The organism is Pseudomonas sp. Z4-7 (assembly GCF_051131965.1).
In the GTDB taxonomy this organism is placed as follows: Bacteria; Pseudomonadota; Gammaproteobacteria; order Pseudomonadales; family Pseudomonadaceae; genus Aquipseudomonas.
On sequence record NZ_CP071642.1, the window covers coordinates 3,989,620 to 4,002,468 of the forward strand.

At 61.6% G+C, this 12,849-nt stretch carries 11 protein-coding genes; 5 read left to right on the forward strand and 6 right to left on the reverse strand.

What is annotated here, in order from left to right:
• Positions 1–52 precede the first annotated feature (52 nt).
• Both J3P91_RS17945 and J3P91_RS17950 read left to right on the forward strand, forming a co-directional pair.
• Complete coding sequence (locus tag J3P91_RS17945; RefSeq protein WP_434601296.1) at positions 53–733, forward strand: heavy metal response regulator transcription factor; 681 nt, start codon at positions 53–55, stop codon at positions 731–733.
• On the forward strand, positions 730–2,082 hold the full coding sequence (locus J3P91_RS17950) for a heavy metal sensor histidine kinase (protein ID WP_434601297.1): 1,353 nt from the start codon (positions 730–732) through the stop codon (positions 2,080–2,082). The genes J3P91_RS17945 and J3P91_RS17950 overlap by 4 nt, the downstream gene beginning before the upstream one ends.
• A 160-nt stretch (positions 2,083–2,242) precedes the next feature.
• Here J3P91_RS17950 and J3P91_RS17955 read toward each other — a convergent pair whose 3' ends face one another.
• The 3 genes from J3P91_RS17955 to J3P91_RS17965 all read right to left on the reverse strand — a co-directional run bounded on the left by J3P91_RS17955 (position 2,243) and on the right by J3P91_RS17965 (position 5,492).
• On the reverse strand, positions 2,243–3,487 hold the full coding sequence (locus J3P91_RS17955; RefSeq protein ID WP_434601298.1) for a lipoprotein-releasing ABC transporter permease subunit: 1,245 nt from the start codon (positions 3,485–3,487) through the stop codon (positions 2,243–2,245).
• A gap of 63 nt (positions 3,488–3,550) precedes the next feature.
• The gene (lolD, locus tag J3P91_RS17960) at positions 3,551–4,234 is read right to left on the reverse strand and encodes a lipoprotein-releasing ABC transporter ATP-binding protein LolD (protein WP_162843734.1); all 684 of its coding nucleotides are present in this window, start codon (positions 4,232–4,234) and stop codon (positions 3,551–3,553) included.
• A gap of 7 nt (positions 4,235–4,241) precedes the next feature.
• Entirely contained in the window at positions 4,242–5,492 is a 1,251-nt protein-coding gene (locus J3P91_RS17965; RefSeq protein ID WP_305500020.1) for a lipoprotein-releasing ABC transporter permease subunit, read from the reverse strand.
• Positions 5,493–5,586: 94 nt separating this feature from the next.
• On the opposite strand from J3P91_RS17965, the gene J3P91_RS17970 reads away from it, so the two are divergent.
• Complete coding sequence (locus J3P91_RS17970) at positions 5,587–6,177, forward strand: PilZ domain-containing protein (RefSeq protein ID WP_305500019.1); 591 nt, start codon at positions 5,587–5,589, stop codon at positions 6,175–6,177.
• 2 nt (positions 6,178–6,179) lie between these two features.
• Positions 6,180–6,902, forward strand: a complete 723-nt coding sequence (locus J3P91_RS17975; RefSeq protein WP_434601299.1) for a glycerophosphodiester phosphodiesterase — start codon at positions 6,180–6,182, stop codon at positions 6,900–6,902.
• Between the two features lie 42 nt (positions 6,903–6,944).
• On the opposite strand, the gene sthA is transcribed toward J3P91_RS17975, so the two are convergent.
• Together sthA and J3P91_RS17985 are read right to left on the reverse strand one after the other, a co-directional pair.
• Positions 6,945–8,339 (reverse strand): Si-specific NAD(P)(+) transhydrogenase, encoded by a 1,395-nt coding sequence (sthA, locus tag J3P91_RS17980; RefSeq protein WP_245142796.1) that lies wholly within the window; start codon positions 8,337–8,339, stop codon positions 6,945–6,947.
• Positions 8,340–8,706: 367 nt separating this feature from the next.
• Positions 8,707–9,693: an FAD:protein FMN transferase gene (locus J3P91_RS17985; RefSeq protein ID WP_434601300.1), complete on the reverse strand. Its 987-nt coding sequence runs from the start codon at positions 9,691–9,693 to the stop codon at positions 8,707–8,709.
• A gap of 142 nt (positions 9,694–9,835) precedes the next feature.
• Here J3P91_RS17985 and J3P91_RS17990 point away from each other — a divergent pair, with 142 nt between their 5' ends.
• On the forward strand, positions 9,836–11,134 hold the full coding sequence (locus J3P91_RS17990) for an MFS transporter (protein ID WP_434601301.1): 1,299 nt from the start codon (positions 9,836–9,838) through the stop codon (positions 11,132–11,134).
• A 174-nt stretch (positions 11,135–11,308) separates the two neighbouring features.
• Here the strand turns inward: J3P91_RS17990 and J3P91_RS17995 are convergent, their stop codons facing one another.
• Positions 11,309–12,772, reverse strand: coding sequence for a glyceraldehyde-3-phosphate dehydrogenase (locus tag J3P91_RS17995; RefSeq protein ID WP_305500011.1), 1,464 nt, complete (start codon positions 12,770–12,772; stop codon positions 11,309–11,311).
• Positions 12,773–12,849 lie beyond the last annotated feature (77 nt).

Sequence of the window (12,849 nt, forward strand, 5' to 3'; positions counted from 1 at the left end):
ACCATGCACCACGGTATAACGCCCACGTTCAAACACAGCCTTGAGCCCTACCATGAAACTGCTGATCGTCGAAGACCAACTGAAAACCGGCCAGTACCTGCGCCAAGGCTTGAGCGAAGCTGGGTTCAACGCCGATCTGGTGGCTGATGGCAGCACCGGCCAGCAACTGGCCGTGAGCGGTGAATACGCGCTGTTGATTCTTGACGTGATGCTACCCGGCCGCGATGGCTGGCAGATTCTGCAAGCGGTGCGCGGCGCCGGGCTGGACACGCCAGTGCTGTTTCTCACCGCGCGGGATGCGATAGAGGATCGTGTGCATGGCCTGGAACTGGGTGCCGATGATTACCTGGTCAAGCCCTTCGCCTTTTCCGAACTGCTGGCCCGGGTGCGCAGCCTGCTGCGCCGAGGCAGTTCGGCGGCCCAGGAAACCAGCCTGCAACTGGCGGACCTGCGGCTGGACTTGATCCGGCGCCGGGTAGAGCGCGGTGGCAAACGCATCGACCTGACCGCCAAGGAATTTGCCCTGCTGGAGATGCTGCTGCGGCGCCAAGGCGAAGTATTGCCAAAGTCGTTGATTGCCTCACAAGTCTGGGACATGAATTTCGACAGTGACACCAATGTCATCGAGGTGGCGATCCGGCGTCTGCGGATCAAGATTGACGACGAGTTTCCCGACAAGCTGATCCACACCGTGCGCGGCATGGGCTATGTCCTTGAAGAGCGCAACCTGTGAGTCGCCGATGGTCGCTGAGCAATCGGTTGGCGCTGCTTTTCGCCGCCTGCACCGCCATCGTGTCGTTGTTCGCCGGCGTGCTGTTCAGCCGCGGCAGCGAGGCGCACTTCATCGAACTGGACCAGCAGTTGCTCGAGGCCAAATTGACCGGCGTGCGCCGCGCCCTGCAAGATGGCCCCAACCCCCAGGCGCGCCTGGCGGACGAGTTGAGCCGCCAGCCGGACCTTGCCTTGCGCATCAAGGACCGCGATGGCGTGCGCTGGCATGACAGCTCGATCCGCCTGCCGGTTCAGGTGCCTGAACGGGCCGGCCTGTCGACCCTCAACGACACCGACAATGACTACCGCGTATTAAACGCGCCGCTGGATCCCAATCGTGCGGATTCGCCCCAACTGACACTGCTGCTGGACATCACCCACCACCAGCATTTCCTGCAACGCATGCAGCGCCTGATCTGGCTGACCGTCGGCCTCTCGGCGCTGGCGACCGCCCTGCTTGGCGCCTGGGCCGCCCGGCGTGGCTTGCGTCCCCTGCGCCGCATGGGCGCCATTGCCAGCAGCGTCTCGGCACGTTCGCTCAATGCTCGACTGCCAGAACAACACATGCCCGCCGAACTGGCGGAACTGGCCCACAGCATCAACGACATGCTTGGACGCCTCGACGATGCCTTCCAGCGCCTCTCCGCATTCTCCGCCGACATCGCCCATGAACTGCGTACGCCGCTGTCGAATCTGCTGACCCATACCCAGGTCACGCTCACCCGCGAACGCTCGTTGGGCGACTATCGCGAAGCCCTGCACAGCAATCTCGAAGAGCTGCAATGGATGGCACAACTGGTCAACGACATGCTTTACCTGGCCAAGGCCGACCATGGCTTGCTGGCCGTCCAGCACGAACCACTGGAGCTGGCGCTGGAAACGGACCTGCTGCTGGAGTTTTTCGCGCCGCTGGCCGAAGACGCCGAGGTAAAGCTGAGCCGCGAAGGGAACGCACGTATCGAGGGCGACCGCAGCATGCTGCGCCGCGCGCTGTCCAATCTGCTGGACAACGCCCTGCGCTTCAGCCCCGGTGGTGGCGAGGTGCGGATACGGATTGTCGACGGGCAGCAGACTGTGCGCATCGACGTGGAAAACAGTGGCGGGGAAATTCCGGCGGCGCTGCTGCCGCGCCTGTTCGACCGTTTTTACCGCGCCGACCCGGCTCGCCAGGAAGGCAGCAGTGAACACGCCGGGCTGGGGCTGGCCATTACCCGCTCGATCATCCGCGCCCATGGCGGGGATATCCGCTGTGAATCGGCCGATGGCTGGACGCGGTTCGTGGTGGAGTTGCCAAAGGCCGGTCAGCCCTGACAAAAAACCCTGTGGCGAGGGAGCTTGCTCCCGCTGGAGTGCGAAGCGCTCCCAAAAAATCTGAAAGTCTGCACATCATCCATAATAAGCCCGCCGCTTTTGGGGCTGCTGCGCAGCCCAGCGGGAGCAAGCTCCCTCGCCATGGGGGCTTCCGGCGTTATCAGGAATACCGCAACGCCTGTGCAGGTTCGATCTTCGCCGCGCGCCAGGCCGGGTATACGGTGGCGAGGAAGCTGAGGATGAACCCGGCGGAGCAGATCAGCACCACGTCGCCACGCTGCAGTTCCGACGGCAGGTTGCTGACGAAGTACACGTCGGAACTGAAGATATGCTGGCCGCTGACCCGTTCCAGCCAGCCCACCAACGCGCTGACATTCAATGCCGCAATCACCCCCAGCACGCCGCCGATCAACGTGCCCACCACGCCGATCACCGTGCCCTGGACCATGAAGATTGCCATGATCTGTCGCGGCGTCGCGCCGATGGTGCGCAGGATCGCGATGTCCGCGCCCTTGTCGTTCACCACCATGATCAACGTGGCGATGATGTTGAAAGCCGCCACCGCGACGATCATCAACAGCAGCAGGCCGATCATGGTTTTTTCCATTTTCATGGCGCTGAACAGGCTGCCCTGGGTGTGGGTCCAGTCGTCGGCCTTGTAGGCCGTGCCAAGCCCGCTGGCGATGTCACCGGAGACTTTCGGCGCTGCGTACAGATCTTTCACCGCCAGGCGCACGCTCTGTACCTGGTTCGGTTGCCAATGCTGCATCTGCGCGGCGTCGGCCAGGTGAATCAGCGCCATGGATCCGTCCAGCTCGGCGCCGACCTTGAACACCCCCACCACATTCAGCCGTTGCATCCGCGGGGTGATGCCCCCCGGCGCGGTGCTGACTTCCGGCACGATCAAGGTGACCTTGTCGCCGACATTCAAGCGAAAGCGCCGCGCGGTGATCTCACCGATCACCACGCCAAACTCGCCGGGTTTCAAGGCATCGAGACGCCCCTGGACGATGTGCTGGGCGACGATCGAGACCTTGCCTTCCTTGGCCGGATCGACGCCGCTGATCTGGATCGGCTGCATCGAGCCTTTATGGCTCAGCATCCCTTCCATCTCGGTGAACGGCACCGCAGCCGTCACTTCAGGATTTTTTAATGCCGCGGCGGCCACCGGTTGCCAATCGTCGATCGGGTTGACGCCGACGATAGTGGCGTGAGGCACCATGCCGAGGATGCGCGAGCTCATTTCGCGCTGGAAGCCGTTCATCACCGACAACACGACAATCATCGCCAACACGCCAAGGGCGAGGCCGATCATCGAGGTCATGGAAATGAACGAGACAAAACGATTGCGGCGCTTGGCGCGGGTATAGCGCGTGCCGATGAAAATCGATAACGGTCTGAACATTCGCTGGGCACCGTATGATAATAAAAGACCCGGCGCCGTCATCAGCTACCGGGTTTCGGTCGGTCAGATCGGCGTCAGGCAACCTTCCTGCAAATGCAGGACGCGGTCCATCTGTCGAGCCAGGTTCATGTCGTGGGTCACCACCAGGAACGCCGTGCGCATCGAGGTGCTGAGTTCCAGCATCAAGTCCTGGATGCCTTGCGCGGTGTGGGAGTCGAGGTTGCCGGTCGGCTCGTCGAGCATCACCAGCCCAGGCTTGTTGACCAGGGCCCGGGCAATCGCCACGCGCTGGCGCTCGCCGCCGGACAGCTCGGCCGGCTTGTGCTCCAGGCGATGGCCCAGTCCCACGCGCTCCAGCAACGCCGTAGCTCGCTGGCGGGCTTCGGGAATTGCGGTGCGGCCGATCAACAGCGGCATGCAGACGTTTTCCAGCGCGGTGAACTCGGGCAGCAGATGGTGGAACTGGTAGACGAAGCCCAGGGAGCGGTTACGCAACAGGCCGCGGGCCTTTTCGTTCAGCGCCGAAAGCTCTTCGCCCGCCAGCCAGACGCTGCCGGCGGTCGGCGTATCGAGGCCACCGAGCAAATTCAACAAGGTACTTTTGCCGGAGCCGGAAGTCCCGACGATCGCCACGCGCTCACCGGGATGCAGCTCCAGTTGCAGGCCCGACAACACCACCACCGATTCCGGGCCTTCCTCGTAGGACTTGCCCAGGTTGCGGCAGCTCAAGATTGCTTTTTCACTCATGCCCGACTCACTCATAACGTAACGCCTCCGCCGGCTGGGTGCGCGCGGCACGCCAGGCTGGGTACAGGGTGGCGAGGAAACTCAGGATCAACGCGGCGCCGCAGACCATCAACACGTCATCGGCCTGCAACTGCGAGGGCAGGTAGTCGATGAAGTACACGTCGGCGTTGAGAAACTTGTGCCCGATCAGCCCTTCGAGGGCGGCAATCGCGGCGCTGACATTCAGTGCGGCGAACATCCCGACCAAGGCGCCTACAAACGTGCCGATGACGCCGATGACGGTGCCCTGGACCATGAAGATCCGCATGATCTGCCCCGGCGTGGCGCCGAGGGTGCGCAGGATGGCGATGTCGCCTTTCTTGTCGTTCACCACCATCACCAGCGTGGAAATGATGTTGAACGCCGCCACGGCGACGATCAGCAACAGGAGCAAGCCGATCATGGCTTTTTCCATTCGGATCGCCTGATACAGGTTGCCGTGGGTGCGGGTCCAGTCGCGGGCGTAATAACGGTCTTCGCCGAGCTGCTGGGCGATGTTCCACGCCACGCGCGGCGCCTGGAACAGATCATCGAACTTCAACCGCAGGCCCTGGACCTGATCCGGCTTCCAGCGATGCAGACGCGCGAGATCCTGAAGGTTGGTCACCCCCAGGTAACCGTCCAGCTCGCCGGCGCCGACATGGAAGATGCCGACCACGGTGAAGCGCTTCATGCGCGGGAACATGCCGCCTGGAGTGACAGTGACTTCCGGCGCGACAAACGTCAGCTTGTCGCCGATGGCCACGCCGAGCTTGGTCGCCGCCTTGTCGCCGATCACGATACCGAAGCTGCCCGGCGCGAGGTCGTCGAGTTTGCCCTGCCGCATGAAGTTGTCGATGATCGACACCTGCCGCTCCAGCCCGGGATCGATGCCATTGAGCAAGACCTTGGAGACCTTGCCGTCGTTGGTCAGCAACCCCTGCATCTGGGTGAAAGGCGCAACGGCCAACACCTGCGGGTTCTGCTTGACCTTGGCGGCCAGGCTTGGCCAGTCGCTGATGGCTTCGCCGGTTTCGAGGGTCGCGTGGGGCACCATGCCCAGCACGCGGGTGCGCATTTCATGGTCGAAGCCGTTCATGACCGACAGCACGACGATCATCACGACCACGCCGAGGGCCAGGCCGATGATGGACGTCAGGGAAATGAACGATACGAAATGATTGCGACGCTTTGCACGGGTATAACGCGTGCCGATGAATACGAAGAGAGGTCTGAACATGTCGGGGCTTGTTCGGAGGGAAAAGGAACGTCCTTGTGGCGGGGGTCACAAACCAGCTTTACACTCAGACCACCGCCGCTACCATGGGTTCGCCATGTCGACATTAGATGAAGAAGATCGCCGCGAATACTACCGTATCGAGGACACGATCGCACTGGAAATTCGGCCCCTGTCCATTCCTGAAGCAGCCAGCCAGGAAGTGTTGCAGGATGAGTCCCCACTGTTCAACCTGCTCAGCGAGCTGCACCTGAGCGAGTTCGAATCACAACACCTGTTGCGCCAGATCAGCGAGCGCGAGCGCAGCATCGCGGCCTACCTCAAGGCCATGAACAAACGCATCGACCTGCTCAGCCAGGTCATCGCCGTAACGGTGCTCGGCGAAATCGGCGATCCCCAGCCGGTGATCATTTCCGAAGGCGGCATCGATTTCCAATACCCCAGCGCCATTGCCGTCGGCGCGCACCTTTCGGTCAAGCTGGTGCTGATGCCCCAGGCCCTGGGGCTGTTGTTGCGTGCCCGCGTCACCCATTGCGACCCCAAGGGCAACGGTTATGACGTAGGCACCGAGTTTGAGCACCCGACCGACGCCCAGCGCCAATTGCTGGCCCGCTACATCCTGCAGAAGCAGGCGCAGGAACGGCGCCTGGCCCGGGAACTGAACGAATCTGGCATCGATAAGGAATAACCGTGACCCTCATTTATGGCCACCGCGGCGCCAAGGGCGAAGCACCGGAAAACACCCTCACCGGTTTCCAGGAATGCCTCAAGCACGGCGTACGCCGTTGCGAGCTGGACCTGCACCTGTCCATGGACGGCGAGTTAATGGTCATCCACGACCCGACCCTCAAGCGCACCACCGATCGCCGGGGCAAGGTGGTCGAACACACCGCCGCTGAACTGGTGACTTATGACGCGCGCAAGGGCGGCCCGGGCTGGATCAAGCCGTGCCCGATTCCACGCCTGGAAGAGTTGTTCGAGAAGTGTGATTTCGAGCACTGGCAACTGGAGGTGAAAAGCGCCTCACGCACCCGCGCCGCCGCCACCGTGCTGGGCATCCGGGAAATGGCCCAGCGCTTCGGCCTGCTGGACAAGATCACCATCACTTCCAGTTCCCGGGAAGTGCTCAAGGCCGCGCTGGACCTGACTCCGGGCATTTCCCGTGGGCTGGTCGCCGAATACGCCTGGCTCGACCCGTTGAAAGTCGCCCAGAGCTATGGCTGTGAGATTCTGGCGCTGAACTGGACCCTGTGCACGCCGGAACGCCTGATCAAGGCGCAGCGCCAGGGGCTGCATGTGTCGGTGTGGACCGTCAACGAGCCCGCGCTCATGCGCAGGCTCGCCGACTTTGGCGCTGACAGCCTGATTACAGACTTTCCCGGTTTGGCCACTGCCACCCTCGAGAATTGCTGAAATCGGTCTCCCCGGCCGGCTCAGGCCACCGGCCGGAGCCGCTCAAAAAAGCCGGTTGAGCCCGTCGTAGGCCGCTACCCGATAGGCTTCGGCCATGGTCGGGTAGTTGAACGTGGTGTTGACGAAGTACTTCAACGTGTTCAGCTCGCCCGGCTGGTTCATGATCGCCTGGCCGATGTGGACGATTTCCGAGGCCTGGTAGCCGAAGCAGTGCACACCCAGCACTTCCAGGGTCTCGCGGTGGAACAGGATCTTCAGCATGCCTTGCGGCTCGCCGGCGATCTGCGCACGCGCCATGCTCTTGAAGAAGGCCTTGCCCACCTCGTACGGCACCTTGGCCTGGGTCAGCTCCTGCTCGTTCTTGCCGATCGAGCTGATCTCCGGAATGGTGTAGATGCCGGTCGGCACGTCGTTGACGAAGCGCCAACTGCCGTTGTCGACGATGCTGCCGGCGGCCGAGCGGCCCTGGTCGTGGGCGGCACTGGCCAGGCTCGGCCAGCCGATCACGTCACCGGCGCCATAAATGTTCGGCACGCAGGTGCGGTAGTTCTCGTCGACTTCGATCTGGCCGCGACTGTTGACCTTCACGCCGATGTTTTCCAGGCCCAGGGTGTCGGTGTTGCCGGTGCGGCCGTTGCACCAGAGCAAGGCGTCGGCCTTGATCTTCTTGCCGGACTTGAGGTGCAGGATCACACCGTTGTCCACGCCTTCGACGCGCTCGTAATCTTCGTTGTGGCGCACGGTGATGTTGTTGTTGCTGAAGTGGTAGCTCAGGGCCTGGGAAATTTCCGAGTCCAGGAAGCTCAGCAACTGCCCACGGTTGTCCACCAGTTCCACCAGCACGCCCAGGCCGCTGAAGATCGAGGCGTATTCGCAACCGATCACGCCGGCACCGTAGACGATAAGTTTGCGCGGGGTATGCCCCAGGCTCAGGATCGTGTCGCTATCGTAGATACGTGCGTGGTTGAAATCGATGTCTGCCGGGCGATACGGACGCGAGCCAGTGGCGATGATGATGTGCTTGGCCACCAGTTTCTCGACTACGCCATTGCCGCAGACCACTTCGACCGTTTGCTCGTCGGCGAAGCTGCCCGTGCCGAAAAACACGTCCACACGGTTGCGGGCGTAGTAGCCGGTACGCGAGGCCACTTGCTTGGAAATCACCTTCTCGGCGCTCTTGAGCACGTCCGGGAAGGAGAACCAGCGCGGCTCGCCGATTGCCCGGAACATCGGGTTGGTGTTGAACTGCATGATCTGCCGGACCGAGTGGCGCAAGGCCTTGGACGGGATGGTACCCAAGTGGGTGCAGTTGCCGCCGACCTGCCGACGGCTGTCGACCATCGCCACCTTGCGCCCTGCCTTGGCGGCGTTCATTGCCGCACCTTCCCCCGCCGGGCCGGAACCCAGTACCACCACGTCGTAGTTGTAGACAGCCATGCGTACTCCTCAGAACAGGCCGCGATGCCAACGTTGGCACCGACGGCTAAATCATGCCGGCCGGCGGCATGAAGGAACAATTTGGGACCGGTTCACGCGCCCGGCCACAGTCTATAGAAGCGTCAACGCCGCGCACATTACCCCTTGGTCGCGTCGTAGGCTAGTTTTGCCTGCGCTATTTCGCCACAGGTGGGCTTTCATAACCCTGTCAGCATTGCGTGACAATCATCTCAAGTTCAACTGAATCATCGTGGCGAGGGAGCTTGCTCCCGCTGGGCTGCGCAGCGGCCCCTTTTGTGAGCGCTTCGCACTCAAGCGGGAGCAAGCTCCCTCGCCACGAGCACAGCGCTGAACAAGCTCATCGTCATCATTGGGTTTTTCCGCCGACCATCCGTTCAAACGCATCGTTTGTGCGTACGACGAAACGCTCTCCATCGCGCAGCACAAAAAATACTCCGATGCCGTGCTCCTGGGCATAGTCCCAACCCTCTTCGGGACCGAGAATCAGCAACAGCGTCGATAGTCCATCGGCCAACATCGCTGAAGGATGAATTACCGTGACTGACGCCAGGTTGTGTAGGACCGGCGCCCCGGTGCGCGCATCAAAGGTGTGGGAGTAACGCTTGCCGCCCTGCTCGAAATATTTACGATAGTCGCCCGACGTTGAAACCCCGTAGCCGTTGACCTCGATGACACGCTCAGCCATTTGCCGATCGTTCCGAGGCTCTTCCAGGGCGATGCGCCAGGCCGACCCATCCGGCTTGTGCCCGGCAGCCTTGAGCTCCCCGGTGGCTTCGGCCAGGTAGCTGTCGATGCCCAAAGCCTGGAGCTTCGCGGCGATGCGGTCGATGGCATAACCCGCCGCGATGCTGTTGAAATCGACTTCCACCGCGGCGTCCTTGCATAACCGGTCGCCTTCGATCCGCAAGTAGCCATGGCCAACCTGTCGTCGCGCCAGGGTCAGGGCCTCGGCGCTGGGCACCGCCTCTCGCCGGGATTGCGGGCCGAAGCCCCACAGGTTCAGCAAAGGCTCCACCGTCAGATCGAACGCGCCATGGCTTTGCGAAGATAGCTGCTCACCCACCCGGACAAGTTCAAGCACCGGTCCCGGCATGGTCAGGCAACTGCCGCCAGGCAGCGCATTGAAGCGCTCGATTTCCGAATCGCTGCGATAGGTGGAAAACAGCCGATCCACTTCAGCGAGAATTTTTCCCACCTCGGCCTGCACCACGTTCGGACCGGGCGTGGCGGCATGCCTGACGTACTGGACGGAATAACGGCTGCCCATGGTCGGGCCATCGAAGCGTTCCAGGTTATCGCCCCGGCCGCAGCCGGACACAACGCCGGCCAGCATCACAAGCCCAATCCATCGTCCAGTTAACAAATCTTCATCTCCCCACAAAACCACGCCGGCCATTATGGGCTACAGCGCATGCAAAAAAACCCTGTGGGATTGCAGCGCTTTCATACAAGATTGCCAGAGTGAGTACCTACACATGCCTTCCAACACGAGCAACGGCAAGGCGATTTTTCGCGTTGTCAGCGGCAACTTCCTGGAGATGTTCGACTTCATGGTCTATGGCTTCTACGCCACGGCCATCGCCAAGACGTTCTTCCCGACCGACAGTGCCTTCGCCTCGCTGATGCTGTCCCTGGCGACATTCGGCGCCGGGTTCCTGATGCGTCCGCTGGGCGCGATCTTCCTTGGCGCCTACATCGACCGTCACGGCCGGCGCAAAGGCCTGATCATCACCCTCGCGATGATGGCCGCCGGCACGGTGCTGATCGCCTGTGTACCGGGTTACGCCACGTTGGGCGTGGCGGCGCCGCTGCTGGTATTGCTGGGCCGATTGCTTCAGGGCTTTTCCGCAGGCGTGGAACTCGGTGGGGTCTCGGTGTACCTGGCGGAAATCTCTACGCCGGGGCGCAAGGGCTTTTTTGTCAGTTGGCAGTCCGCCAGCCAACAGGCCGCCGTGGTCTTCGCCGGTCTGCTGGGGGTTGGCCTCAATCACTGGCTGAGCCCGCAGGAAATGGGCGAATGGGGCTGGCGCGTGCCGTTCCTGATCGGTTGCCTGATCGTACCGGTCATTTTTGTAATTCGCCGCTCGCTGGAAGAAACGCCGGAATTCCAGGCGAGAAAACATCGCCCTAGCCTGGCGGAAATCGTCCGCTCCATTGGCCAGAACTTCGGCATTGTCCTGGCCGGCATGGCACTGGTGGTGATGACTACGGTGTCGTTCTACCTGATCACGGCCTACACGCCGACATTTGGCAAGGCTGAGCTCAACCTGTCTGACCTGGATGCGTTGCTGGTCACGGTGTGTATCGGCTTGTCGAATTTCTTCTGGCTGCCAGTCATGGGCGCGCTTTCCGACAAGATCGGGCGCAAACCCCTGCTGCTGGCTGCGACAATCCTGGCGATCCTGACCGCCTACCCGGCGCTGTCCTGGCTGGTGGCGAACCCCAGCTTCAGCCATTTACTGATCGTCGAGCTGTGGTTGTCGTTCCTGTATGGATCGTACAACGGCGCCATGGTGGTCGCCCTGACGGAAATCATGCCGGTTGAAGTGCGTACAACTGGCTTTTCCCTGGCCTATAGCCTGGCGACGGCGACGTTCGGCGGGTTCACGCCGGCGGCCTGTACCTATCTGATCCATGTGCTGGATAACAAAGCGGCGCCGGGGATCTGGCTCAGTGGCGCGGCGGTGTTGGGGTTGATCGCGACCTTGGTGCTGTTCAAGGGTAATCGGCATGAGCTGCGCACGGCGCAGGCCTCTGTAGTGGGCGGTGCCTGATAAATCGTCATCGCGAGCAAGCTCGCTCCCACAGTTGACCGAGTTGTTGCTGATGTATGCGGTCCAATGTGGGAGCGAGCTTGCTCGCGATGAGGCCCGCCCAAACACAGCAAAACCCAGACAAAAAAAAGCCCCGACAAGTCGGGGCGTTTTTTACCAGCAGCTAAAGCTTACTTAGCGCGGGAACGCAGGCGGATTCACATCAGCCATGTCTTCCATTACGCGAACTACCTGGCAGCTGTAGCCGAACTCGTTGTCATACCAGACGTACAGGACAACACGGTTGTCCTGGACGATGGTCGCTTCGGCGTCGACAACGCCAGCGTGGCGCGAACCGACGAAGTCAGTGGACACCACTTCCTGCGAGTTGACGAAGTCGATCTGCTTGTGCAGGTCGGAGTGCAGCGCCATGTAGCGCAGGTACTCGTTCATCTCTTCACGAGTGGCGGCTTTCTCAAGGTTCAGGTTGAGAATGGCCATCGACACGTTCGGCGTCGGCACACGAATGGCATTGCCGGTCAGTTTGCCAGCGAGCTCAGGTAATGCCTTGGCGGCAGCAGTGGCGGCACCGGTTTCGGTGATGACCATGTTCAACGCGGCGCTACGACCACGGCGATCGCCCTTGTGGAAGTTGTCGATCAGGTTCTGGTCGTTGGTGTACGAGTGAACGGTTTCGACGTGACCGTTGATGATGCCGAACTTGTCATTCACGGCTTTGAGCACCGGCACGATGGCGTTGGTGGTGCAGGAAGCGGCGGAGATGATCTTGTCGTCAGCGGTGATTTCGGTGTGGTTGATACCGTGAACGATGTTCTTCAGCTTGCCCTTGCCAGGCGCGGTCAGGACAACGCGGTCGATACCCGGGCAGGCCAGGTGCTGGCCCAGGCCATCGGCATCACGCCATACACCGGTGTTATCCACCAGCAGGGCGTCCTTGATGCCGTACTGGGTGTAGTCCACCTCGGTCGGGTTCTTCGCGTAGATCACCTGGATCAGGTTACCGTTGGCGGTGATGGTGTTGTTTTCTTCGTCGATGGTAATGGTGCCGTTGAAGGAACCATGCACCGAGTCGCGGCGCAGCAGGCTGGCACGCTTGGTCAGGTCGTTCTCTGCGCCCTTGCGCACGACGATGGCGCGCAGGCGCAGGCCGTCGCCACCACCGGTTTTCTCGATCAGGATACGCGCCAGCAGACGGCCGATACGACCGAAGCCGTACAGGACCACGTCGGTACCTTTACGAGCCGAAGCGTTCTGCTGACCAACCACGTCAGCCATTTCTTCGCGCACGAACTGTTCGGCGCTACGGCCATTGGCTTCGTTACGGAATTTGAACGCCAGCTTGCCCAGGTCCACCGAGGCCGCGCCTAGCTTGAGCTCGCTCATCGCCTTGAGCAGGGGGAATGTTTCGTGGACGGAGAGTTCGCTGTCGTCGGAAGAACGGTGGCGAGCAAAGCGGTGGGCCTTGAGGATCGCGATGACAGACTGGTTGATCAGGCTGCGGCCATAGATCGAGCTCACCACGTTGTTATTGCGGTAGAGCTGACCGATGAGAGGGATCATCGCTTCTGCGAGTGCTTCACGATCAATCCATTCACCAAGACACTGGTCGGGCTTCTGAGTCACGGTAACCTTCCACATGTAGGGGCTGAAAAAAGGGGCTACATTATGCCGCCGAGTCATCGGCGGAGCAATGCGCGCCCGTCGCGCCGTGGTTT